Here is a 24,081-nt window from a genome sequence, read left to right on the forward strand (position 1 = left end):
GTCAGTGCGCTCCGGTGCCGGTCAGGGACCGCACCTCCAGTTCCGCGTACTTGCCCTGGTCCGGGGTCTCCTTCGACAGCAGGGTGCCCACGACGCCGAGCAGGAAGCCGACCGGGATGGAGATGATCCCGGGGTTCTCCAGCGGGAACCAGTGGAAGTCGACGTCGGGGAACATCGAGGTCGGCTTGCCGGAGACCACCGGGGAGAACAGCACCAGGCCGACCGCGGTGACCAGGCCGCCGTAGATGGACCACAGGGCGCCCGCGGTGGTGAACCGCTTCCAGAACAGGCTGTAGAGGATGGTCGGCAGGTTGGCGGAGGCGGCGACCGCGAAGGCGAGGGCGACCAGGCCGGCCACGTTCAGGTCGCGGGCCAGGGCGCCGAGCACGATGGACACCGCGCCGATGCCGACGGTCGCCCAGCGGGCCGCGCCGATCTCCTGCTTCTCGGTGGCCTGGCCCCGCTTGATGACGTTCGCGTAGATGTCGTGCGCGAACGAGGACGAGGAGGCCAGGGTCAGGCCGGCGACGACCGCGAGGATCGTGGCGAAGGCGACGGCGGAGATGGTGGCGAGCAGGACGGCTCCCCAGTTGGAGTCGACGCCGCCCAGGTGCAGGGCCAGGAGCGGCGCCGCGGTGTTGCCCGCCTTGTTGGAGGCGATGATCTCGTCCGGTTTGATCAGCGCGGCGGCGCCGAAGCCGAGGGCGAGGGTCATCAGGTAGAAGGCGCCGATCAGGCCGATCGCCCAGATGACGGACTTGCGGGCGGCCTTGGCGGTGGGGACGGTGTAGAAGCGGATCAGGATGTGCGGGAGGCCGGCGGTGCCCAGGACCAGGGCGATGCCGAGCGAGAGGAAGTCCAGCTTGGTGGTGCCGGTGGCGCCGTACTTCAGGCCGGGCTCCAGGAAGGCGCTGCCCTTGCCGCTGTTGTCGGCGGCCTTGCCGAGCAGGTCGGAGATGTTGAAGTGGAACTTCAGCAGGACCAGGAAGGTCAGCAGCAGGGCGCCGATGATCAGCAGGACCGCCTTGACCATCTGCACCCAGGTGGTGCCCTTCATGCCGCCGATGGTCACGTACACGATCATCAGCACGCCGACCAGGGCGACGATGCCGATCTTGCCGCCGTCGCTGGTGATGCCGAGCAGGAGCGAGACGAGGACGCCGGCGCCGGCCATCTGGGCGAGCAGGTAGAAGATCGACACCACGATCGTGGAGGCGCCGGCGGCCGTGCGCACGGGGCGCTGGCGCATCCGGTAGGCCAGCACGTCGCCCATGGTGTAGCGGCCGGAGTTGCGCAGCGGCTCGGCGACCAGGAGCAGGGCGACGAGCCAGGCGACGAGGAAGCCGATGGAGTACAGGAAGCCGTCGTAGCCGAACAGGGCGATGGCGCCGGCGATGCCGAGGAAGGACGCGGCGGACATGTAGTCCCCGGAGACGGCCAGGCCGTTCTGGAAGCCGGTGAACTGCCGTCCGCCCGCGTAGAAGTCGGCGGCGTCCTTGGTCTGCCGGCCGGCCCAGACGGTGATGACGAGGGTCGCGGCGACGAACACCGCGAACAGGGTGATGATCAGCGTCCGGTGCTCGCTCGCCTCGCCGGCGGCGAGCAGGGTGTGCGAGGCCCGGCCGGTGGCCGTCAGGGTGTGCTGCGCGGGGCTCATGCGCCGCCCTCCATCCGGGACTTGATGGCCTCGGCCTTCGGGTCGAGTCTGGCCGCGGCGCGCCGCGCGTACCACCAGGCGATGAGGAACGTGGTGAGGAACTGGGCGAGGCCCAGGAGGAGGGCCACGTTGACGTTGCCGGCGACCTTGGTGCCCATGAAGCCGCCCGCGTAGTTGGACAGCAGGACGTACAGCAGGTACCAGGCGATGAAGGCGATGGTCAGCGGGAAGGCGAAGGAGCGGTGGGCGCGGCGCAGTTCACCGAACTCCGCGCTCTGCTGCACCTCGGTGAACTCCTCGGTGGAGGGAAGGGAAGCTGGGTGTTTCGCGGGTGGCGGTGTCTCGGTGGCCACGGGCTCTCCTCGCGTGACGGACGTGCGCTGTCGGGCTTCACGGAACCGGGATCACGTTACCGCGAGTCGTCGTTCGACTCCGGTGCGTGAAACCGGCGCGGGGGGGGTGCCTGCTTCGACGGGCCCCCCGTCCACGGTCACGGCGCCCCGCCCGGGCCGGTTCAAGTCCGCCGCGCTCTTTCGGAGACCGGGCACGGAAGATAGCTTCGGCCTGCACCACCCGTCATGTACCTGCCCGAACACGACCGTGTCCGGGCGGTTTCGTATCCGGATGATGTGGAGATCCCATGGCTCATCTGCGCTCCAGACGCCGGCTCGCGCTCGCCGTGCCCGTCGTGCTGTCGCTGACCGCCTCGCTCGGCTTCCTGCCGTCGGCGGCCTCGGCGGCGCCCGCCGCGGGCACGGTGGCGCGGGCGGCGGACGGCCCGAACCTCGCCTACGTGGTCAACACCCGTACGGACGACCGCACGATCGCGTCCGTGCGGCGGGAGATCGCGCGCAACGGCGGCACGGTGGTGGCCGGTTACGACCGGATCGGCGTCATCGTCGTCCACTCCGCGAACCCGGACTTCGCCGCGCGGATGCGGGCGGTGCGCGGGGTCGACTCCGCGGGCGCCACCCGGACCGCGCCGCTGAGCGCGGCCGGGACGACGGACGAGGGCGCGGTGCAGGTCCTGTCCCGGGCGGAGCAGGCGCGGCTCGCGGCGAGCGCGACGGCGGGCGAGGAGCCGCTGGAGGCGGACCAGTGGGACCTGCGGGCGATCGGCGCCGACCGTGCAGCGAAGGTTGATCCGGGCAGCCGGAACGTCACGGTCGGGGTCATCGACACGGGCGTGGACGACACCCACCCGGACATAGCCCCGAACTTCTCCGCGTCCCAGTCGGCGAGCTGTGTGAGCGGCAAGGCGGACACGACGTACGGCGCGTGGCGGCCGGCGGACGCCGGTCACTACCACGGCACCCATGTGGCCGGTGAGATAGCCGCCGCCCGCAACGGCGTCGGCGTGGCCGGTGTGGCGCCGGGCGTGAAGGTCGCGAGCATCACGGTGGCGCAGCCGGACGAGACGTCGCTGTTCTACCCGGAGAGCGTGGTCTGCGCGTTCGTGTTCGCCGCGGACCACGGCATCGAGATCACCAACAACAGCTACTACGTTGATCCGTGGCTGTACAACTGCATGGACGACCCCGATCAACGTGCCATCGTCGACGCGGTCAACAGGGCCCAGCTGTACGCCCAGCGCAAGGGCACGCTCAATGTCGCCTCGGCGGGCAACTCCAACGACGACCTGGACTCCGACGCCGTCGTGGACGACTCCAGCCCCGACGACTCCACGGCCCGGACCCGCACGATCGACCCGCACGAGTGCTTCGACGTGCCGACCCAGCTGCCCGGTGTGGTCACCGTGAGCGCCGTGGGCGTGAAGGGCGCCAAGTCGTACTACTCCAGCTACGGCCGGGGCGTGGTCGACGTCGCGGGGCCGGGCGGCGACAAGTACCAGATCCCGGACACGCCGTCGAAGAACGGCCGCATCCTGTCCACCCTGCCGGGCAACCAGTACGGCTTCCTCCAGGGGACCTCGATGGCCTCCCCGCACGTGGCCGCGGTGGCCGCGCTGCTCAAGTCGGCCCACCCGCACGCCACTCCCGCCCAGCTGCGGGCGCTGCTGAAGGCCCAGGCGGACAACCCGGGCTGCCCGGCCGGACCGTACGACGGTGACGGCGACGGGGTCGTGGACGCGACCTGCACCGGCGGTAAGCGGGTCAACGGCTTCTACGGCTTCGGTGTCGTCAACGCGCTGCGCGCGGTCGAGTAGCCGGCCGGCGGCCCGCACACCGCCGTCGCCGTCCGACGGCGCTTCACCCCACTTCCCGCACGACGCGCTCGTACCGCGAACGAACTGGAGAGAACAGCCATGACAGCGCCCAAGCCGCGCTACCGCCGCGCCCTCGCCCTCCCCGCCGGGATGGCCCTGGCCACGGCCCTCGCGTTCCTGCCCGGCGTCAACGCGTCCGCCGCCACCGGCACCCCGGCGGCCTCCGCCGACGCGCCCACGCTCAGCTACGTCGTCAACGTCCGCCCCGGACACGCCGTCTCGGCGCGTGTCCAGAAGGCGATCGCCGAGGCCGGGGGCTCGGTGGTGGTCGCGTACGACCGGATCGGCGTGATCGTCGCCCACGCGGCGGACCCCGGCTTCGCCCAGCGGATCCGCTCCGTACGCGGAGTCGACTCGGCCGGGGCCACGCGCAACGCGCCGCTGCCCGCGCAGTCCACCACCGACATGGGCACGCCGAGGACGCTGAGCGCCGAGGAGGCCGCCCGGGTGACGGCGGCCGACGGCCAGGACCCGCTGGAACCGCTCCAGTGGGACCTGCCCGCCATCAAGGCCGACAAGGCGCACGAGAAGACGCTGGGCAGCCGGGACGTCACGGTCGCCGTCATCGACACGGGCGTCGACGACACCCACCCGGACATCGCGCCCAACTTCGACCGCGCCGCGTCCGCCAACTGCGTGTCGGGCAAGCCGGACACGACGGACGGCGCCTGGCGGCCGAGCGCGTCGGAGAGCCCGCACGGCACGCACGTGGCGGGCGAGATCGCCGCGGCGAAGAACGGCGTGGGCGTCACCGGTGTGGCACCGGGCGTCAAGGTCGCCGGCATCAAGGTCGCCAACCCGGACGGCTACTTCTACACGGAGGCCGTGGTCTGCGGATTCGTGTGGGCGGCCGAGCACCACGTCGACGTGACCAACAACAGCTACTACACCGACCCGTGGTACTTCAACTGCACCACCGACCCGGACCAGAAGGCGCTCGTGGACGCCGTCACCCGGGCCTCGCGGTACGCGGAGCGCAAGGGCACGGTCAACGTCGCGGCGGCGGGCAACGAGAGCTACGACCTCGCGTCCGACTCCCTCACCGACCCGGTCTCCCCGAACGACGGCACGCCCTCGGACCGGGTGATCGACCCGCACGAGTGCTACGACATACCGACCCAGCTGCCGGGTGTCGTGACGGTGGCGGCCACGGGCGCCAAGGGCCTCAAGTCGTCCTTCTCCAACTACGGCCTCGGCGTCATCGACATCGCCGCGCCCGGCGGCGACTCGACCGCGTACCAGAAGCCGGAGCCGCCGGCGACCAGCGGCCTCATCCTGGGTCCGCTGCCGGGCGGCAAGTGGGGCTACATGGCCGGTACGTCCATGGCGACCCCGCATGTCGCCGGTGTTGCCGCATTGATCAAGTCAACCCATCCGCACGCCTCCGCTGCCCTGGTCAAGGCGCTGCTGTACGCCGAGGCCGACGCCACCCCGTGCGCGGACCCGTACGACATCAACGGTGACGGCAAGGTGGACGCCGTGTGCGAGGGGTCGAAGAACTACAACGGCTTCTACGGCCGGGGCACGGCGGACGCGCTGGCCGCGGTGACCCGGTAGCCCTCTCTCTGCAAGGACCGCACGTGGGCACCTTCGGACGTTGATTGAGTCAATACTGCATAGTGCAGTCATGACGACTATCACGTACGCGTGGTCCGCCCTGGGCGGCGATTCCGCCCGTCTCGCACGGCTCACCACCGTCGCGCGGGAAGGCGCGCTCCCGGCGCGCCTTCCCGTACGACAGCTCGCCCGGGCGTGCGTCGGCGTGTGCGCGCTGGCCGCGGCGGAACTGGCGGCCCACCGGGCCGGGCGCGCCGAGGTGCCCGGCGTCCGGGTCGACGACGGCGCGGTCGCCACCGCCTTCCACAGCGAACGGGTCCTCCAGGTGGACGGCCGTGCGCCGACGGTCTTCGCGCCGCTGTCGCGGTTCTGGCGCACGGCCGACGGCTGGGTGCGCACCCACGCCAACTACCCCCACCACCGGTCCCGGCTGCTCGGCGCGCTGGGCCTGCCTGAAAACGCCTCGGCCGAGGAGGTCGCCGGACGGCTCGCCGAGCGGTCCGCCCGGGAGACCGAGGAGGCCGTCGTCGGCGCCGGTGGCCTCGCCGTCGCCCTGCGCACGCCGCGGGAGTGGCGGGCGCACCCGCAGGCCGCCGAGGTGGCCGCACGGCCCCTGGTCGAGCGCGCCCGGCTGGACTCGGCACCCGCGCGCGTGCTGCCGCCGCTGGACCCGGCCGCCGCCGTCCTGCTGCCCGCCGCCGGGCTGCGCGTCCTGGACCTGACCCGGGTGCTGGCGGGCCCGGTCGCCACCCGCACCCTGGCCCTGCTCGGCGCGGACGTGCTGCGCGTGGACGCCCCCTGGCTGCCGGAACTGCCGGACCAGCACGCCGACACGGGCTTCGGCAAGCGGTCCGCCACGCTCGGCCTGACCGCCGGCCGGGACACCTTCGAGGAACTGCTGCGCACCGCCGACGTCGTGGTGACCGGGTACCGGCCGGGCGCGCTCGACCGGTTCGGGCTCGCACCGCGCGCGCTGGCCGAACGGCACCCCGGCCTGGTCGTCGCCCAGGTGTCGGCCTGGGGCGCGTACGGGCCATGGGGCGGCCGGCGGGGCTTCGACAGCCTGGTGCAGGTCGCGACCGGCATCGCGGTCACCGAGGGCTCGCCGGACCGGCCCGGCGCGCTGCCCGCGCAGGCGCTGGACCACGGAACCGGCTATCTGCTGGCGGCGGCCGTGCTGCGGGCGCTGACCGAGCAGTCGTACGACGGCGGGAGCCGGCTGGTCCGGCTGGCCCTGGCCCGGACCGCCCACTGGCTCACCGAGGGCACCGCGTCCACGGCCGCCGAGGGCGGCCCGTCCGCGGTGGCCGAGGCGGCGCCGTACGCGGGCCCCGATGCCTGGCTCGCCGAGACGGACAGTCCCCTGGGCCGGCTCCGGCACGCCCGCCCGGCCGTGTCCTTCACCGGGGGCCCCACCGGCTGGGCGCGGCCTCCCGTGCCGTGGGGGTCGGACCCGGCCGAGTGGCGCTGACGGGCCGGTTCAGCCGTTGGTCACCAGCACCTTGAGCGCGGTGCGTTCGTCCATGGCTTTGTAGCCGGCGGGTACGTCCTCGATGCCGACGGTCATGTCGAACACCGGCGAGGGGTCGATCGTGCCGTCGAGCACGTCCGGCAGCAGGTCGGGGATGTAAGCGCGGACCGGCGCGACACCGCCGCGCAGGGCGAGGTTGCGGTCGAACATCACGCCGAGGTCCAGGCCGGTGCCGCTGCCGTGGGGCACGCCGACGAAACCGATGGCGCCGCCGTCGCGGGTGATGTTGACAGCCGTCCGCATGGACTGCTCGGTGCCGACGGCCTCCACGACGGCGTGGGCGCCCTGCCCGCGGGTCAGCTCGCGGACGGCCTCGACGGCCGCGTCCCCGCGCTCGGCGACGACGTCGGTGGCGCCGAACCGGCGCGCGATGTCGGTGCGTACCTCGTGCCGGCCGAGCGCGATGATCCGCTCGGCGCCGAGCCTCTTGGCGGCCAGCACGGCGCACAGGCCGACCGCGCCGTCACCGACGACGGCGACCGTGGCGCCGGGCCGGGCACCCGCGCCGAGAGCCGCGTGGTGACCGGTGCCGAGGACGTCGGAGAGGGTCAGCAGGGCCGACAGCAGGTGGTCGTCGGAGGCCGCGTCCTTGGGGAGCCGGACGAGGGTGCCGTCCGCGAACGGCACGCGGACGGCCTCGCCCTGGCCGCCGTCGTATCCGACGGAACCCCAGAAGCCGCCGTGCTCGCAGGACGTCGTCAGGCCCTCGCGGCAGTAGTCGCAGACGCCGTCGGACCACATGAAGGGCGCGACCACCAGGTCACCGCGCCGGAGGGTGCCCACCTCGGAGCCGGTCTCCTCCACCACGCCGAGGAACTCGTGCCCGATGCGCTGCCCCGGCTGCCGGGCCGCCTCGCCCCGGTAGGCCCACAGGTCGCTGCCGCAGATGCAGGCCCGCAGCACCCGCACCACGGCGTCGGTGGGCAGCTGCACCACGGGCTCGGGCACGTCCTCCACGCGCAGCTCGAACGGGGCGTGGATGGTGGTGGCGCGCATGGCGGGGGTCCTTCTCGTGGGGGTCGTACAGGGCGTGCGGCGTCGCGCGGCGTCGTGCGGAGTCGCAGAGCGTCGTGCGGGCGGCGGGCCCGGGGTGCCGGGCCCATTTCACCGTACGCCGGGGCCGCCGCCGTCCGCGCGGCCGGGGGTGACCCGCCCGGTCACGCCCCCACCGCCCCCAGCAGGCTTCCCGCCACGTACGTCACCGCCATCGCCAGGGCGCCGCCCGCCGCGTTCCGCAGGACCGCGCGTCGCGGGGCAGCCGCGCCGAGGCGGGCACTGCTCCAGCCGGTGAGGGTCAGGGCGGCCAGGACGGAGCCGACGGTGACGCCGAGCCGCCAGCCGGCCGGGGGCAGGACGATGGCCAGCAGGGGCAGCAGCGCGCCGACGGTGAACGACAGGAAGCTCGCCCAGGCCGCGTGCCAGGGGTTGGTCAGCTCGTCCGGGTCGATGCCCAGCTCCACGCGCGCGTGGGCCCGCAGCGCGTCCCGCGCGGTGAGCTGCTCGGCGGCCTCGCGGGCCACCTCGCGGGACAGGCCGCGCTGCTCCAGCAGCTCGGTCAGCTCCCGCAGTTCGGCCTCCGGCTGCTCGCGCAGCTCCCGTTTCTCCACGGCCAGCGCCGCCATCTCGGAGTCGCGCTGGGTGGAGACGGAGACGTACTCGCCGGCCGCCATGGACATCGAGCCGGCGAGCAGACCGGCCAGCCCGGCGGTGAGCAGGGCGCTGCGGCTCCCCGTCGCGCCGGCCACCCCGACGACCAGTCCGGCGGTGGACACGATGCCGTCGTTCGCGCCGAGCACCGCGGCCCGGAGCCAGTTCAGCCGGACACCGAGCGTGCCGCCGTGGGGCTCGTCATGGATGGGTTCCGTCACAGCAGGGAGGATCGCATCCCGGGGTCACGCCCGCCGCACCGACGCCCCGCCCGCGGGCAGCGGCCGCTCGCGCCGGCCACCGGTGCCCGCCGGTGCCGCCCGGAAATTCGCTGGCGCCCGAACTGCCGTACGCCTACTGTTCCTGATCGCGGGGGCGGCTCCGCCGGCGTGCTTCCTTCTCTTCCCACCCTTGGAATCCACAGCGCGCCCACTCTCCGCCCCCGACCCATCTTCTTTTCCGCACCGGGGGATTCCGCTTGTCCGAACTGGCGTCCGTGCTGCTCCGCCGTCTCCGTACCGTCTACGTCGACCAGGCCGGACCACGCCCGGGCGACCCGTCGACGGCGGAGGGGCTCACCGCCCTGGAAGGCGAGCTGCTCGACCGGGGCTTCGCGCCGACGGCACAGCTGCGCGCGGCCCTCGCCTGGCTCGGCCCCGCCGGGCTCGCGGACGCCGGCCGGCGGCTGATCCGGCACCTCGACGCCGAACTGGGCGCGGACCGCACCCACATGCCGCTGTTCCGCTCCTTCCCCGCTTCCGTGCCGGACGACACGTTCGGGCTGTACGTCGACCGGGTCTTCGCCCTGCTGCTCCAGTGGCCCGCCCAGCCGTGCGTGCTGTGCGGCACGGTGGGCGCCGTGCACCCGGTGGCGCCGTGCGCCCATCTGGTGTGCCGCGCGTGCTGGGACGGCGCGGACTACACCGGCTGCCCGCTGTGCCGCCGCCGGATCGACCCCGCCGACCCGTTCCTGGTGCCGGGCGAGCCGCGCCGTCCCCGAAAGGTGCCGACCGGGCCCCTGAAGCTGCTCGCGCTCGGCACGGACGTCCGCGCGGACACGGTGCACGCGCTGCGCACGCTGCTGGCCCGGCGCACTCCCCTGCCCGCGCAGGACCGCGCCGACCTGACGGTGCTGCTGGCGCACGCGCCGGCGGACCTCGGCTGGTTCCCGGCGGACATCCCGGTCCGGGAGACGAAGGCACTCGTCCTCGGCACCCTGCTGCGCGACCGGCACACGCGCGTGGCGGCCACCGGCCTGCTCGGCACGCACCTGACGACCGCGACCGACGTGCTGCGGCTGCTGTGCGTGTGGTCCGGCGGCGCGGCGGACCTCATGGCGCCGCCCCGGCTGCGCTCGCTGCCCCGCCCGCTGCGCCGCCGGCTGCTCGGCCTGCTCGACTCCTTCGCCGTGCCCTCGCTGGTGGAGGACCTCCTGCGGCACCCGGCCGCGTGGAAGCGGGCCGCCGAGACCCTGCACCCCTTCGAGCACCACGCCCGGCATCCCGGGGCCGCCCTCGCCTTCGCCGTGCTGCGCGGCACGTCCGTCGTGCCCGGCAGCGCCCTGGGCGAGGCGCTGCTGCGCACGGCCGCCGCCCACCCGGAGGCCGTCCGGGTCGCGGACGGCCGGATCCGGGCGGCCACCTGGCGCGCGCGGACGGAACAGGCACTGGCCGGGCGGGACACCGGCGCCGCGCTCGCCCTGCTGGGACAGCGGCCGGGCGAACTGCTGCGCCGGCTGGACCACCTGCTGCGGCTGCGCGAACTCGACGTACTGCCCGAGGAGTTCGACGAGGTGCTGCGGCGGGCACTGCCCGGGGCCGGTCCCGGCCCGCTGCTGGCCGCGCTCGGCCGGCTGCGCGTCCGCCATCTGCCCGGCGACCGGCGGGTGTTCTTCCCGCGCGGTCAGGTCACGCACGCGTACACGGCCGACGACACGCGCCCGCCGTTCGCCGAGGCGGTGACCGCGCGCGTGTGCGCGCTGCTGGAGGCGGAGGCGCTGCGCCGGCTGGCCGCCGGGTCCCGGTTCGACCTGGCGGTGCTGGACTCGGCTCTCGCGGGGCTCGCGGTGCCGTCCGCCGAGCGTGCCGCCGCCAAGGCCCTCGTGTCGGTGCCGCGCGGCAGCACCCAGCCGCTGCCCGCCGGCGAGGTGCTGCGGCTGTTCCTGCACTGGACGCAGCCGGAGAGGACCCGGGTGGACCTGGACCTGTCGGTGGCGCTGTACGACGAGGACTGGGAGTTCGCGGGCCTGTGCGACTACACGAACCTCGTGTACGGCGACCGGTGGGCCGTCCACTCCGGCGACCTGACGTCGGCTCCGGCTCCGGACGGCGCCACCGAGTACGTCGACCTGGACCTCGGCGCGCTCGGCGGGCGGGGCGTGCGGTACGCGGTGCCGGTCGTCTTCAGCTACAACGACATCCCGTTCGAGGAACTGCTCGACGCCTTCGCCGGTTTCATGGCGCTGCCGTCGGCGGCGGAGGAGGCGCGCGGCGCCGGGTACCACCCGCGCGCGGTACGGCAGCGCTACGACCTGGAGGGCGACTCGCGCATCCACGTGCCGATGCTGGTCGACCTGCGCCGGCGCACGTTCCTGTGGACGGACCTGCACCTGCCGTCGGCCGAGGGCTACCACGACGTGACCCGGCACCGGGCGGACCTGGGCCGGATCGCCCGGGACCTGTTCCGGTACTTCGCGCACGGCCGTACGACGCTGTGGGACCTCGCGGTGTGGCACGCGGCGGCGCGGGGCGACGAGGTGCTGGTCGTCCGGCGCGCGCCCGTCGCGGGCACCGTCGACGAGCTGTGGCACTACCGGCGCCGGGACGGGGAGGCGGACACCGCGTTCGCCGCGCGGATACGGGCCCTTGAGGCGCCGGAGCGGCGGGAGCCGGCGGGCAGCGCCGCGGACGCCGACGCACGTGCGGGTGAAGCGGCGGCGGAGAAGCGCGTGTTGCTGGCCCTGGTGCACGGCGGGGTGGCACCGCGGGGCGCGACCGGGGAGGTGTACCGGCTGCTGCCCGGCCCGGCCGACGGCTGCGGGCTCGCGCCGCTGGCCGCGGGGGACCTGGTGACGGCGCTGGGATGAGCGCCGGGGCGGCGGCGAACTCGCCGCCGCCCGGGCACGGGTGTGCGGTGGCCGAGCGGGAGGGCGAGCCCGCGGCGTGCGAACGGGACCTGAGGGACCGTGCTGTCAGTCGTGGCCCGTATCCTCAGTGACCATGCTCGAAGACCGTGCGACCGCAGTGTCCTCCGCCACCCAGTGGCCGGCCGCGTATCCGCTGGGATACGCGGTCGTCGACGTGGAGACCACCGGCCTGGCCCGGGACGACCGGATCATCTCCGCTGCCGTCTACCGGCTGGACGCGCGCGGTGAGGTCGAGGACCACTGGTACACGCTGGTCAACCCGGAGCGGGACCCGGGCCCGGTGTGGATACACGGTCTGACGAGCGAGACGCTGGCCGGCGCGCCGCTGTTCGCGGACATCGCCGAGGAGTTCGCCGCCCGGCTGGAGGGCCGGGTGCTCGTCGCGCACAACGCCGTCTTCGACTGGCAGATGATCGCGCGGGAGTACGCGCGCGTGCGGCGCGAGGCGCCGGTGCGGCAGCGGCTGTGCACCATCGCCCTGTCGAAGGAGCTGGGGCTGCCGCTGCCCAACCACAAGCTGGAGTCCCTGGCGGCGCACTTCGGGGTGGTGCAGCAGCGGGCGCACCACGCGCTGGACGACGCGCGCGTGCTGGCGGAGGCGTTCCGGCCCAGCCTGCGGGCCGCGGCGGCGGGCGGCCTACGGCTGCCGCTGCTGGAGTGCCGGCCGCTGACGGAGTGGTCCGACCGGCCCGTGCCCCGGCAGGCGTCGGGTGGCTACGGCGGCTACCGGACCGGCGGTTGGCGCCCTTCCCGCAAAAGGCCCGCATGCCCCTATCCCAACCCGGGCCGCTATGAAGACGGCAAACGTCTCAAACAGGGCATGCGGGTGGCCTTCTCCGGTGACACGTCGACCGAGCGGGAGCTGCTGGAGGACCGGGCCGTGGAGGCCGGGCTGCACGTCGCCACCAGCATCTCCCGGCTGACCAGCCTGCTGGTGACCAACGACCCCGACTCGGGCACGTCGAAGACGGTGAAGGCCCGGCAGTACGGCACGCCGATCGTGGACGAGGCCGCGTTCGGGCAGCTGCTGGGGGACGTGGAGCCCGCCGACGGGTGAACGCACCGCGTGTCGGGCCGTCGTACGATCGGGTGATTGCCGGACGACTCACCCGGCGCCCGCTCGCCGGGGCATCGGCGACGGCCCACCCTGTGGCCCATGGCGACATGCGAAGTGTGCGGCAACGACTACGGAATGACCTTCGAGGTGCACGCGCAGGGCGCGGTGCACGTCTTCGACTGCTTCTCCTGTGCGATCCACCGCATGGCACCGGTCTGCGAGCACTGCCGGGTGCAGATCATCGGCCAGGGCGTGGAGGTGGAGGGCCACTGGTACTGCGGCGCGCACTGCGCCCGCCAGGAGGGGAGGACCGGGATCGTCGACCGGGTCTGACCCGGTACCCGCCTGAATGCGCCCCACGGCTCGGAGGTACCGTCGTGGGGTGCACCGCTACCGCTTCCTGTTGTCCCGCCAGTGGGTGATCCTCACCCTCGTCGCGATCGCGCTGATCCCGACGATGATAAGGCTGGGCTTCTGGCAGCAGCACCGCTACGAGGAGCGCACCGCCCGCAACGACCTGGTCTCCGCCGCGCTGCACGCCGAGCCGGTCCCGGTCGAGCGGCTGACCTCCCCCGGCCACGCCGTGACCCGCGCCGACAAGTACCGCACGGTCACCGCGACCGGCACCTTCGAGACGGCGAAGGAAGTCGTGGTCCGGCGCCGGACGAACGCCGACGGCGAGGTCGGCTTCCACGTCCTCACCCCGTTCGTCCTCGACGACGGCAAGGTGCTGCTCGTCAACCGCGGCTGGATCCCGGCGAACGGCGCGCAGACCGCCTTCCCGAAGATCCCCGCCCCGCCGGCCGGCCGGACCACCGTCACCGGGCGGCTGATGGCCGACGAGACGACCTCGGCGAGCGGCATCAAGAACGTCGAGGGCCTCCCCGACCGGCAGATCATGCTGATCAACAGCGCGGAGGAGGCCCGGCGGCTCGGCGCGCGGGTGCTCGGCGGTTACATCCAGCAGACGGCGCCCGAGCCCAAGGGCGGCTCCCCGGAGCAGATCTCCGACCCGGGCAGCGAGGACGCGCCGCTGAACTACGCGTACATGATCCAGTGGTGGCTGTTCGCGGCGGCCGTGCCGGTCGGCTGGTGGTTCCTGGTCCGGCGCGAGATCCGCGACCAGGAGGAGGCCGCGGCACAGCAGCAGCCGAAGGAGACCGAACCGGCCACGGTGTAGGCGGGCCGCCTCCCGGCGATCGGCCACCGGCACGGGCACGGGCACGAACGGGCAGGGCCCGCCGGCCCAACGGGCACGGTGCAACGAGCCACGCTCCCGGCCGACCGCCCGATGTGACCGAGCCACGCCTGCCGCCAGTCCGCCACCGTGCGAGCGGCCACGCCTCCGGAGCCTCTCAGCAGTCCCCCAGCCCACCGGCCGTTCGGAAAGGTCACTCTCCCGGCGTTCCACCGGATTCGCCCCGTGGCCGCCCGGGAAACCGCATCCCGTGAACGCGCGCATCGAGGATTACGCCCTCATCGGCGACGAGCAGACCGCGGCCCTGGTCGGCAAGGACGGCTCGGTCGACTGGCTGTGCCTGCCGCGCTTCGACTCCGGTTCCTGCTTCGCCCGGCTGCTGGGCGACGAGGACCACGGCTACTGGCGGATCGCGCCGAAGGGGGCGGACGTCTGCACCCGCCGCGCCTACCGGACCGACACGCTGGTGCTCGACACCGAGTGGGAGACCGCCGACGGCGTGGTGCGCGTCACCGACCTGATGCCGCAGCGCGACCGCGCCCCCGACGTCGTACGGATCGTGGAGGGCGTCAGCGGCCGCGTCACCGTCCGCAGCACGCTGCGCCTGCGCTTCGACTACGGCTCGGTCATGCCGTGGGTGCGCCGCTCGGACGGCCACCGGGTGGCCGTCGCCGGGCCGGACTCCGTCTGGCTGCGCACCGAGCCGTCCGTGCACACCTGGGGCGAGGACTACGGCACCCACGCGGAGTTCACCGTCGCGGAGGGCGAGCGGGTCGCGTTCGTGCTCACCTGGCACCCCTCGCACGAGCAACGCCCGCCGCTCATCGACCCGTACGAGGCACTGGAGAGCAGCGTCACCGACTGGCGGCGCTGGGCCCGCCAGTGCCGGTACGACGGACCGTACCGGGACGCCGTGGTCCGGTCCCTCATCACCCTCAAGGCCCTCACCTACGCCCCGACCGGCGGGATCGTCGCCGCGGCCACCACCTCACTGCCCGAACAGCCGGGCGGCGTGCGCAACTGGGACTACCGGTACTGCTGGCTGCGCGACTCCACCCTCACGCTCGGCGCGCTGCTCGCGGCCGGTTTCCAGCAGGAGGCCGAGGCCTGGCGCGACTGGTTGCTGCGCGCGGTCGCCGGCGACCCGGCAGAGCTCCAGATCATGTACGGCGTCGCGGGCGAGCGGCGGCTGCGGGAGACCGAGCTGCCCTGGCTGCCCGGCTTCGCCGGCTCCTCCCCCGTGCGCGTCGGCAACGACGCCGTCGACCAGCTCCAGCTGGACGTGTACGGCGAGGTGATGGACTCGCTGTCGCTGGCCCGCTCCTCGGGCCTGCCCACGAAGCCGCACATGTGGGCCATGCAGCGCTCGCTGATGACGTTCCTGGAGTCGGCGTGGCGGCAGCCGGACGAGGGCCTGTGGGAGGTGCGCGGCGGCCGGCGCCAGTTCGTGCACTCCAAGGTGATGGTGTGGGTGGCCGCCGACCGGGCGGTGAAGACCCTGGAGCGGCACCCGGAGTCGCAGGGCGACCTGGAGGGCTGGCGCCGGCTGCGCGACGAGGTGCACCGGGAGGTCTGCGAGAAGGGCTTCGACCGGGAGCGCAACACGTTCACCCAGTACTACGGCTCCCGGGAGCTCGACGCCTCCCTGCTGCTCATCCCGCGCGTCGGGTTCCTGCCGCCGGACGACCCGCGGGCGGCCGGCACGGTCGACGCGATCCGCGACGACCTCGGCCACGACGGCTTCCTGCGCCGCTACGACACCGGGGACTCGGTGATCGACGGCCTGCCGAGCGGCGAGGGCGCCTTCCTCGCCTGCTCGTTCTGGCTGGCCGACGCGCTGCACCTGACCGGCCGGACGAAGGACGCGCGGGAGCTGTTCGACCGGCTGGTGGGCCTGTGCAACGACGTGGGTCTGCTGGCCGAGGAGTACGACCCCGTGGACGGCTGCCAGCTGGGCAACTTCCCGCAGGCGTTCAGCCACGTCGGCCTGGTGAACACCGCGCTGATCCTCTACGGGGACGACCGGGCAGGATAGGGGCCATGGATCTTGGACTGAAGGACCGGGTGTACGTCGTCACCGGAGCGACGCGCGGGCTGGGCAACGCCACCGCGCGGGAACTCGTCGCCGACGGGGCGAAGGTGGTCGTCACCGGCCGTGACGAGCAGCGGGTCGCCGAGGCGGCCGCCGGACTGGGCCCGAACGCGGTGGGCGTGGCCGTGGACAACGCCGACCCGGAGGCTCCCGGGCGGCTGATCGCCGCCGCCCGGGAGAACTTCGGCGGCTTCCACGGCGTGCTGGTGAGCGTGGGCGGGCCGCCGCCGGGGTTCGTCGCCGACAACACCGACGAGCAGTGGCGCGCCGCGTTCGAGTCGGTGTTCCTCGGCGCGGTACGGCTCGCCCGCGCGGCGGCGGCCGAGCTGGAGGAGGGCGGTGTCATCGGGTTCGTGCTGTCGGGCTCGGTGTACGAGCCGATCCCGGGGCTGACCGTGTCCAACGGGCTGCGGCCCGGACTCGCCGGGTTCGCCAAGTCGATCGCCGACGAGCTGGGGCCGCGCGGGATCCGGGTGGTGGGCCTGCTGCCGGGACGCATCGCCACCGATCGCATGCGGGAGCTGGACGGGCTGTCCGCGGACCCGGAGGCCACCCGCGCCGCGAACGAGTCCCGCATCCCGTTGCGCAGGTACGGGACGCCCGAGGAGTTCGGACGGACGGCGGCGTTCCTGCTGTCCCCGGCGGCCTCCTACGTGACGGGGGTCATGGTGCCGGTGGACGGCGGGACGCGGCACGGGTTCTAGGTCCTTTCGTCCGGGTCAGGCCGGATCAGCGGGCCCGGCATGATCCGGACGAGAGGCCCGGGGAACCGCGGCCGTCACGTCACCCTCTCCGCGCGGTGTCCGACCTCGCCCAGCCGGACCTCCGCCGGAAGCGACGCCAGGCCCGCCGACTCGCGCGCGTGGGCCAGCGTTCCGGTGGTGAACGTGGTCAGGGCCCCGGCCGGGGCCGCGTCCGTTTCCAGCCGGAGCCAGGCCCGCACCAGCGGAGCCGTCCGGCGGCCCCCCAGGAGGACGCGCGCCCTGGCCACGCCCGGCTGGGCCGCCGCTTCGGCCGTCATGGCGTTCTGCAGCGCCGTGCCCCGCAGGTGCGCCTCCCCGCCGTCGCCGGTGTCGACCAGCAGCTCGGTCAGCCGGTGGCGGCGCAGCGCCGCCGTGAGCCACGCCAGGGCGAGCAGGACCAGGACGGTCAGGGCGGCGATGACCGCCGGCCACCACCAGGGGGCGCCCCGGTAGTGGGTGCGTTCGGCCCGGCTGAGCAGGACGTCGTGCGGACCGGTGTGCGGCCACCAGGAGGGAAGCCGCACGCCCAGGCCGACGGCGAGGACCACGCCGCCGAGCGCGAGCAGCAGCAGCCCGGCCAGGGCCAGCAGGACGCGGTGGAGACCGCCGCGCACCGCGCTCACCCCTTCCGTCCGGGCCGGGCCACGCGCACGGCCGCTCTGGGCGGGCGGGCCAGTGCGAGGTCCCGGATCGCCTCGGCGAGCACGGTGTCCAGGTCGGCGCGTACGTCGTCCAGGTCCCGGAAGTGCGAGACCACCCGGACGTCGGCCTTCCGGCGGCCCATCCACACGCGTGCATCGCGCACGCCGGACACCTGCATGACCCGGTCGCGCAGGAACAGTGCCGCGGCGCCGCGCCGGACGGCGGCCCGGACGCCGGGGTGCGGGCGCCGCATCGGCAGCAGGTAGCGCAGGCCGGGGGTGACCGCGAGGACGATCAGCCAGAGGCCGAGCGCGGCGGCGACGCCCGCGCCGACCCGTACCCAGGTGTCGTCCAGGGGCCGTTCGGCGAGCTGCCGGGCGAGGACGCGCCGCCAGTGCATCGCGGGGCGGTGGGCGCGTACGGCGGCGATGTCGTACAGCAGGAGTCCGGCGCCGGCTGCCAGCAGGGCGGCGACGACGGCGGCGGGGGTGCGGCGCGGCGACCAGAAGCGTCCGCTGCCCTTCCCGGCGGGCGGTGCGGCATCGGGCGGCTCGGCGACGGCCGGGGCGCTCCCCGTCCCGCCCACCGGTCCCTCCGCCGAGGCGTCGTGCTCCCCGGCCGGTCCCTGACCCGCCCTGCTCATCGGCCGGCCCCCTGACCCGTCGTGCTCATCGGCCCGGCCCCTGTTCCCGTCGTCGGATGCAGCCGTTCCACCTCCACGGCGACCTCCGGCACCTTCAGGTCCGTCAGCGCGCCGACACGCGAGGTGACGTGACTGCGTACGGCGGCGCACCGGGCGGGGATGTCACCGGGGTAGCCGAGTTCCACCCGGACGCGGACCCGGGCCGTCTGCTGGGCCACGACGACCGTGGCGTGCGGCGCGGCGGCGGCACCGGGCAGCGGTGCGAGGGCCTCGCGTGCGGCCTGCGCGGCGATCTTGGCCACGACCCGGTCGGCGATCCGGGTGGCGCCGCGCTCGGCCGGCGGCACGAGGGGCGACGGGGGGTGCGCTGTGACTGTGCCGGGGGCGGTGCCGGCGCTCACCGGGGTCACCGCCGCCGGTCCCGCCGCTCGTCGCGGGTACGGAAGACGTCACCGAGTTCCAGGTCGCCGTCGGCGAACCGGCCGGCGAGGAAGCCGACGGCGCCCAGCGCCGCGACCAGGAGGAACGCGCCGAAGCCGCCGAAGTAGCCGGCGAACCCCAGCGCCATTCCGGCGATCATGCCGACCACGGCCATGCTCATGCGGCGCTCCTCAGCTCGTCGGGCGTACGGTCTCGGGTGCCGGGTGTCACTGGATCCGCAACTCCGTTTCCTCTTCCTCCTCCTCGGGCAGCTTGACGTCGCTGACCGCGATGTTGACCTCGACCACCTCCAGGCCGGTCATGCGTTCCACGGCGGCGATCACGTTCTCCCGTACGGCGCGGGCGACGTCGGCGATGGCGACGCCGTAGTCCACGACGATCTCCAGGTCGAGCGCGGTCTGCACCTCGCCGACCTCGGCCTTGACGCCCCGGGTCACCGACTTGCCGCCGCCGGGCACCCGGTCCCGTACGGCGCCGAAGGTGCGGGCGAGGCCGCTGCCCATGGTGTGGACGCCGACCACGTCCCGGGCGGCGAGGCCGGCGATCTTCTCCACGACTCCGTCGGCGATGGTGGTGCGGCCCCGGGTCGCCGGGTCGCCGCCGCCGCGCCGGGTGGCCTTGCGGGCCGGTACCTGCGGTTCGTGGCCGCCTTCAGGGGTGGTCGTCGTGTCGGTCATCGCCGTACGTCCCTTTCGGTGCACCCGCTCGGTCGTCCTTCTCCGACCACGGTATGCAAGGTTGCGCCGTCGCGCGCCGTGGATACGGCAGGCTGGTGGAATGACGGTGGACCGGTGGGCACAGGTGGTGCGGCATCAGGTGGGGCTGGGCAGGCTGTTGCCGCTCGGCGGCCCGCGCGACGGCGCGTGGATCACGGAGGAGGCGGCCGGGGCGGTGCTGCGGCGCGCGGCGGCGGAGGGGGCGCCGGGAGTGCGCCTGGGCGCGCTGCGGATCGCCCTCGCCGATCCGCGGGACCTGTCGGAGCCCGTCGTGCCGGCGCCGCCGAGCGCGCTGCCGCCGGGTCCGCTGCGGGTGACGGCGGACTTCGCCGCGACGGCCGCCGAGCCGTTGCCGACGGCGGCGTCCCGGCTGCGGCTCGTCCTCGCGGGGGCCGCGGCGGAACGGCTCGGCCTGGCGGTGACGGAGATCGACCTGCGGGCGACGGAGCTGCTGGAGCCGGACGCCCCGCCCGCCCCGGCGGCCGGTGTCCCGCAACCGCCGCCGGCCCAGGAGCCGGTGGGCACGGACGAAACAGCGGTGGCGGAGGCGGCCCTGGCCGTCCCCGGGGTGCTCCGGCTGACGGGGTCCCTCGGCGGTGTGGGCCGGGCGGTGCGCATCGAGGAGTACGCGGATGAGGCGGCCCTGCCACGCCGTCACATCCGCGTGGAACTGGCCACCGGCGCGGCCCACCGGGCCGTGGACGTGGCCCGGCAGGTCCGCGCGGCCGTGCGGGAGGCCCTGCCGGACCGTCCGACGGTGGCCGTGCTGGTCACCGCGGTGGGCTGACCGTCTTCGGGCGCCCGCCCGGGTGCCGGCTCACTCGCCGAGGCCGGCCAGGTCCCGCAGCCGTCGTGTCTGGGCGGCCCGCTCGGCCGCGCGCTGCTCCTCGTACGTCCGGTCGAGGGCACCGCGCAGCAGCGCCTTGGTCTCCACGACCGCGTCCCGGGGCGCGGCCATGATCGCCGCCGCCAGGTCCCGCACGGCCGCGTCCAGTTCGCCGGCGGGCACGGCGAGGCTCGCCAGCCCGCTCGACACCGCTTCGTCGGCGCCGACGAAGCGTCCGGTCACGCAGATCTCCAGCGCGCGGGCGTATCCGACGAGGCCGACCAGCGGGTGGGTGCCGGTCAGATCGGGGACGAGGCCGAGGCTGGTCTCGCGCATGGCGAACTGCACGTCGTCGGCGACGACGCGGAGGTCGCAGCCGAGCGCGAGCTGGAAGCCGGCCCCGATGGCATGCCCCTGGACGGCGGCGATGGACACGATGTCGGTCCGCCGCCACCAGGTGAACGCCTCCTGGTATTCGGCGATGGTCGCGTCGATCCCGGCGTCGTCACGGCGCGCGAGATCGATGAAGGTCGGCTCGCCCGGGATCCCCTCCGGGGTGAACATCTGACGGTCCAGCCCGGCGGAGAAGGACTTGCCCTCGCCACGCAGCACGACGACCCGGACGGAGCCCGGCAGCAGCCGCCCGGCCTCGGCGAGCGCCCGCCATAGGGCCGGGCTCTGCGCGTTGCGCTTGGCCGGGTTGGTCAGCGTCACCGTGGCGAGCGTGTCGTCGACGGTGAGCCGTACGCCGTCCTTGTCGAGTGCGGGAGCGAGGTCCTGCTCGGGCGAAGCCATGGGGCGCCTCCGATGGGTGCGGTCAGCAGAGCAAGCTAAGTGACTGCACAGTAACCACCCGGCCGGTCGGTCTGCCGACCGGGTGGCCACCATCGAAGCCGATGGGCCGCCCGGAGTCAGGACGAAGCGGCCTTCTTACCCCTGGTCGCTCCGCCACGCCCACGGAGCGTGACGCCCGACTCGCTCAGCATCCGGTGCACGAAGCCATACGAGCGGCCGGTCTCCTCGGCCAGCGCCCGGATGCTCGCACCGGAGTCGTACTTCTTCTTCAGGTCTGCCGCGAGCTTGTCGCGCGCGGCGCCGGTCACCCGGCTGCCCTTCTTCAGAGTCTCGGCCACCCGTGCCTCCTCATGGGAAGTGCGCTCTGGTCTCCTCATGATCACCCCTCCTGGGCGTGATGGCCACCCATTCGGCAAGGTCCGTGAGACATCGTTGTGACGACAGGAGCCGGTCCCCACAAGCGGAAGAGCAGATTCCATGGGGTGCGGCCCATAGGGCCGTCCGGGTGGAATCGTGAAGTGCCAGGTCAGGAACGCGCGGCGGCCGATCCCCCGACAGCCGGGGGATCGGCCGGAAAATGCGTGTACGACACACCGCGGTACGAGGAGATCTCACACAGATGATGGATCACCGATGGGCCGAATGATCCAGACCCAGTGGATCAGTCCTTCGGTCAGGCCAGGGCGACGAGATCCGCGTAGTCGGAGCCCCACAGGTCCTCGACGCCGTCCGGCAGCAGGATGATCCGCTCCGGCTGGAGCGCCTCGACGGCGCCCTCGTCGTGGGTGACGAGGACGACCGCGCCCTTGTAGGTGCGCAGGGCGCCGAGGATCTCCTCGCGGCTGGCCGGGTCCAGGTTGTTGGTCGGCTCGTCCAGGAGCAGCACGTTCGCCGAGGAGACGACGAGCGTGGCGAGGGCGAGCCGGGTCTTCTCGCCGCCGGAGAGGACACCGGCCGGCTTGTCGACGTCGTCGCCGGAGAACAGGAACGAGCCGAGCACCTTGCGGACCTCGACCAGGTCCATGTCGGGGGCGGCCGAGCGCATGTTCTCCAGGACCGTGCGGTCGGCGTCCAGGGTCTCGTGCTCCTGCGCGTAGTAGCCGAGCTTGAGCCCGTGACCGGGGACGACCCGGCCGGTGTCCGGAGTCTCCACGCCCGCGAGGAGCCGCAGCAGGGTGGTCTTGCCGGCGCCGTTGAGGCCCAGGATGACCACTCGGGACCCCTTGTCGATGGCCAGGTCGACGTCGGTGAAGATCTCCAGCGAGCCGTACGACTTGGACAGGCCCTCGGCCATCAGCGGGGTCTTGCCGCAGGGCGCGGGCTCCGGGAAGCGGAGCTTGGCGACCTTGTCGGACATCCGGACGTCCTCGAGGCCGGAGAGCAGCTTCTCGGCGCGGCGGGCCATGTTCTGCGCGGCGACCGTCTTGGTGGCCTTGGCGCGCATCTTGTCGGCCTGGGCGTTGAGCGCCGCGGCCTTCTTCTCGGCGTTGGCGCGCTCGCGCCTGCGGCGCTTCTCGTCGGCCTCGCGCTGCTGCTGGTAGAGCTTCCAGCCCATGTTGTAGATGTCGATCACGGACCGGTTCGCGTCCAGGTAGAACACCTTGTTGACGACGGTCTCGACCAGGTCGACGTCGTGGGAGATCACGATGAAGCCGCCGCGGTAGGTCTTCAGGTAGTCGCGCAGCCAGATGATCGAGTCGGCGTCGAGGTGGTTGGTCGGCTCGTCCAGGAGCAGGGTGTCCGCGTCGGAGAACAGGATGCGAGCCAGCTCGATGCGGCGGCGCTGACCGCCGGAGAGCGTGTGCAGCGGCTGGCCGAGCACCCGGTCGGGCAGGTTCAGGGCGGCGGCGATCGTGGCGGCCTCGGCCTCGGCGGAGTACCCGCCCTTGGTGAGGAACTCCGTCTCCTGGCGCTCGTACTGCTTCAGGGCCTTCTCGCGGGTGGACCCCTTGCCGTTGGCGATGCGCTGCTCGTTGTCGCGCATCTTGCGGATCAGTACGTCGAGTCCGCGCGCGGAGAGGATGCGGTCGCGGGCGAGGACGTCCAGGTCGCCGGTGCGGGGGTCCTGCGGGAGGTAGCCGACCTCGCCGGAGCGGGTGATCGTGCCGCCCGCGGGGATGCCCTCACCGGCCAGGCACTTGGTGAGGGTGGTCTTGCCTGCGCCGTTGCGGCCGACGAGGCCGATGCGGTCGCCCTTGGCGACACGGAAGGTGGCGTTCTCGATGAGGACGCGCGCACCGGCGCGCAGCTCGATACCGGAGGCGGAGATCACGGACAGACTCCAGGGCGTACAGGGGTTGGCGGGTGGGCGGCTGAGGACGTTCCCGCCGTCTAATGCGCGAGGAGAAAGGCCATGGGGGAAAGTCTAACGGGGCCGTGCAAGCGGTTTACCGCGTCCGGTCCGCCGGGGCGCGGGCGCGGGGGATCCGTTGCCCAGCGGGGTGCGGCCGGGCGCGATCCGGCCCAGGTCGTCCAGGGCCACGAGCTGGCCGGTCCACGCGGCGTCCGCGCAGGGCTGGGCGAGGAGCAGGGCGGCGCCCCGGCGCACGGCGCTCCCGGGCAGGAAGGCGCAGCCGTCCCGGGCGGGCAGCACCCAGCGCAGGTCGCCGTCGGCGGTGCGGTAGGCGGTGACGCGGCGGGGGGTGACGACGGCGAGGATGCCGCGGCCGAGGGGGCGCAGCACGCCGGTGCCGCCCTGGGCCGGGAGCCACTCGGCCGCGTCGGGCAGGGCCCGGTGCCAGCGCACGGACCGGCCGTCGGTGTCGGTGAGCAGACCGTCGTCCCAGAGCGCGATCGCCTCCCCGCGCGCGTGCACCACGTCGACGGGCCGGTGCCCCGGGCGCGCGTAGCGCCACCGGAGCGCTCCGGTACGGCTGTCGTGGCCGGCCACGGCACCGTCCCGCACCCGCGCCGCCCAGGTCCCCGTGACCGGCCCGGCGGTCAGGAGCCGGTCGCCGTAGGGAACCGGCCGCAGCTGCCGGGCCGCGCCGAGGAGGCCGAGGGTGACGACGGCCAGGAGGAGGGCGACGGCGAGGCGGCCCACGGGTGGAAGTGCCACCTCACCCCCTTCGGGTACCACCGTCCCAGGATCAGCCGCCGAGCGTAGTCACCGCGGGCCGGGCCGGCGGGGCGGCCGGGCGGGCGGGACGGGAAGTCCCCCCGTT

Annotated in this window: 23 protein-coding genes; 10 read left to right on the forward strand and 13 right to left on the reverse strand. The window is 73.9% G+C overall.

The window, feature by feature from the left end:
- Position 1 precedes the first annotated feature (1 nt).
- Positions 2–1,657, reverse strand: a complete 1,656-nt coding sequence (locus ACZ5DC_RS21480; protein ID WP_468654948.1) for a solute symporter family protein — start codon at positions 1,655–1,657, stop codon at positions 2–4.
- Positions 1,654–2,010, reverse strand: coding sequence for a DUF485 domain-containing protein (locus tag ACZ5DC_RS21485; RefSeq protein ID WP_468654950.1), 357 nt, complete (start codon positions 2,008–2,010; stop codon positions 1,654–1,656). Before ACZ5DC_RS21485 ends, ACZ5DC_RS21480 begins: the two co-directional genes overlap by 4 nt.
- 287 nt (positions 2,011–2,297) lie before the next feature.
- On the opposite strand from ACZ5DC_RS21485, the gene ACZ5DC_RS21490 reads away from it, so the two are divergent.
- From ACZ5DC_RS21490 to ACZ5DC_RS21500, 3 genes are all read left to right on the forward strand, one after another.
- A complete protein-coding gene (locus ACZ5DC_RS21490) occupies positions 2,298–3,824 on the forward strand; it encodes a S8 family peptidase (protein ID WP_468654952.1) in 1,527 nt (508 codons plus the stop codon).
- 99 nt (positions 3,825–3,923) lie between these two features.
- Positions 3,924–5,441: a S8 family peptidase gene (locus tag ACZ5DC_RS21495; RefSeq protein WP_468654954.1), complete on the forward strand. Its 1,518-nt coding sequence runs from the start codon at positions 3,924–3,926 to the stop codon at positions 5,439–5,441.
- A gap of 70 nt (positions 5,442–5,511) precedes the next feature.
- Positions 5,512–6,912 carry a CoA transferase gene (locus ACZ5DC_RS21500; RefSeq protein ID WP_468654956.1) on the forward strand — a complete coding sequence of 467 codons (1,401 nt, stop codon included), beginning with the start codon at positions 5,512–5,514 and terminating at the stop codon, positions 6,910–6,912.
- Positions 6,913–6,921: 9 nt separating this feature from the next.
- Here ACZ5DC_RS21500 and ACZ5DC_RS21505 read toward each other — a convergent pair whose 3' ends face one another.
- Positions 6,922–7,968 carry a zinc-dependent alcohol dehydrogenase family protein gene (locus ACZ5DC_RS21505; protein WP_468654958.1) on the reverse strand — a complete coding sequence of 349 codons (1,047 nt, stop codon included), beginning with the start codon at positions 7,966–7,968 and terminating at the stop codon, positions 6,922–6,924.
- 161 nt (positions 7,969–8,129) lie between these two features.
- Positions 8,130–8,840 carry a VIT1/CCC1 transporter family protein gene (locus tag ACZ5DC_RS21510; protein ID WP_468654960.1) on the reverse strand — a complete coding sequence of 237 codons (711 nt, stop codon included), beginning with the start codon at positions 8,838–8,840 and terminating at the stop codon, positions 8,130–8,132.
- 257 nt (positions 8,841–9,097) lie between these two features.
- On the opposite strand from ACZ5DC_RS21510, the gene ACZ5DC_RS21515 reads away from it, so the two are divergent.
- From ACZ5DC_RS21515 to ACZ5DC_RS21540, 6 genes are all read left to right on the forward strand, one after another.
- A complete protein-coding gene (locus ACZ5DC_RS21515) occupies positions 9,098–11,704 on the forward strand; it encodes an MXAN_6230/SCO0854 family RING domain-containing protein (RefSeq protein WP_468654962.1) in 2,607 nt (868 codons plus the stop codon).
- Positions 11,705–11,837: 133 nt separating this feature from the next.
- Positions 11,838–12,821, forward strand: a complete 984-nt coding sequence (locus tag ACZ5DC_RS21520) for a DEDDh family exonuclease (RefSeq protein ID WP_468654964.1) — start codon at positions 11,838–11,840, stop codon at positions 12,819–12,821.
- 99 nt (positions 12,822–12,920) lie between these two features.
- On the forward strand, positions 12,921–13,154 hold the full coding sequence (locus ACZ5DC_RS21525; protein WP_189985138.1) for a hypothetical protein: 234 nt from the start codon (positions 12,921–12,923) through the stop codon (positions 13,152–13,154).
- Positions 13,155–13,170: 16 nt separating this feature from the next.
- Entirely contained in the window at positions 13,171–14,001 is an 831-nt protein-coding gene (locus ACZ5DC_RS21530; RefSeq protein ID WP_468654967.1) for an SURF1 family cytochrome oxidase biogenesis protein, read from the forward strand.
- 268 nt (positions 14,002–14,269) lie between these two features.
- Positions 14,270–16,054 carry a glycoside hydrolase family 15 protein gene (locus ACZ5DC_RS21535; RefSeq protein WP_468654969.1) on the forward strand — a complete coding sequence of 595 codons (1,785 nt, stop codon included), beginning with the start codon at positions 14,270–14,272 and terminating at the stop codon, positions 16,052–16,054.
- 5 nt (positions 16,055–16,059) lie between these two features.
- On the forward strand, positions 16,060–16,815 hold the full coding sequence (locus tag ACZ5DC_RS21540; RefSeq protein ID WP_468654971.1) for an SDR family oxidoreductase: 756 nt from the start codon (positions 16,060–16,062) through the stop codon (positions 16,813–16,815).
- 74 nt (positions 16,816–16,889) lie between these two features.
- Here the strand turns inward: ACZ5DC_RS21540 and amaP are convergent, their stop codons facing one another.
- Genes amaP through ACZ5DC_RS21565 form a run of 5 tightly spaced genes read right to left on the reverse strand, consistent with a single transcriptional unit; the run spans position 16,890 to position 19,257 of the window.
- A complete protein-coding gene (gene amaP, locus ACZ5DC_RS21545) occupies positions 16,890–17,477 on the reverse strand; it encodes an alkaline shock response membrane anchor protein AmaP (protein WP_468654973.1) in 588 nt (195 codons plus the stop codon).
- Positions 17,474–18,139, reverse strand: coding sequence for a DUF6286 domain-containing protein (locus ACZ5DC_RS21550; protein ID WP_468654975.1), 666 nt, complete (start codon positions 18,137–18,139; stop codon positions 17,474–17,476). Before ACZ5DC_RS21550 ends, amaP begins: the two co-directional genes overlap by 4 nt.
- Positions 18,136–18,549, reverse strand: a complete 414-nt coding sequence (locus tag ACZ5DC_RS21555) for an Asp23/Gls24 family envelope stress response protein (protein WP_468654977.1) — start codon at positions 18,547–18,549, stop codon at positions 18,136–18,138. The genes ACZ5DC_RS21550 and ACZ5DC_RS21555 overlap by 4 nt, the downstream gene beginning before the upstream one ends.
- A complete protein-coding gene (locus tag ACZ5DC_RS21560; protein WP_366753732.1) occupies positions 18,546–18,740 on the reverse strand; it encodes a hypothetical protein in 195 nt (64 codons plus the stop codon). The genes ACZ5DC_RS21555 and ACZ5DC_RS21560 overlap by 4 nt, the downstream gene beginning before the upstream one ends.
- A 46-nt stretch (positions 18,741–18,786) precedes the next feature.
- On the reverse strand, positions 18,787–19,257 hold the full coding sequence (locus tag ACZ5DC_RS21565; RefSeq protein ID WP_468654979.1) for an Asp23/Gls24 family envelope stress response protein: 471 nt from the start codon (positions 19,255–19,257) through the stop codon (positions 18,787–18,789).
- Between the two features lie 100 nt (positions 19,258–19,357).
- Between ACZ5DC_RS21565 and ACZ5DC_RS21570 the strand changes: the two genes are divergently transcribed.
- Complete coding sequence (locus ACZ5DC_RS21570; protein ID WP_468654981.1) at positions 19,358–20,083, forward strand: nucleopolyhedrovirus P10 family protein; 726 nt, start codon at positions 19,358–19,360, stop codon at positions 20,081–20,083.
- A gap of 30 nt (positions 20,084–20,113) precedes the next feature.
- Here ACZ5DC_RS21570 and ACZ5DC_RS21575 read toward each other — a convergent pair whose 3' ends face one another.
- The 4 genes from ACZ5DC_RS21575 to ACZ5DC_RS21590 all read right to left on the reverse strand — a co-directional run bounded on the left by ACZ5DC_RS21575 (position 20,114) and on the right by ACZ5DC_RS21590 (position 23,975).
- Positions 20,114–20,917, reverse strand: coding sequence for an enoyl-CoA hydratase/isomerase family protein (locus ACZ5DC_RS21575; RefSeq protein ID WP_468654983.1), 804 nt, complete (start codon positions 20,915–20,917; stop codon positions 20,114–20,116).
- Between the two features lie 116 nt (positions 20,918–21,033).
- Positions 21,034–21,255 carry a helix-turn-helix domain-containing protein gene (locus tag ACZ5DC_RS21580; RefSeq protein ID WP_004002281.1) on the reverse strand — a complete coding sequence of 74 codons (222 nt, stop codon included), beginning with the start codon at positions 21,253–21,255 and terminating at the stop codon, positions 21,034–21,036.
- A gap of 335 nt (positions 21,256–21,590) precedes the next feature.
- Positions 21,591–23,189, reverse strand: coding sequence for an ABC-F family ATP-binding cassette domain-containing protein (locus ACZ5DC_RS21585; RefSeq protein WP_468654985.1), 1,599 nt, complete (start codon positions 23,187–23,189; stop codon positions 21,591–21,593).
- Positions 23,190–23,282: 93 nt separating this feature from the next.
- On the reverse strand, positions 23,283–23,975 hold the full coding sequence (locus tag ACZ5DC_RS21590; RefSeq protein ID WP_366753727.1) for a hypothetical protein: 693 nt from the start codon (positions 23,973–23,975) through the stop codon (positions 23,283–23,285).
- Positions 23,976–24,081: the final 106 nt, after the last annotated feature.

It is taken from the genome of Streptomyces sp. NPDC031445, assembly GCF_055581365.1.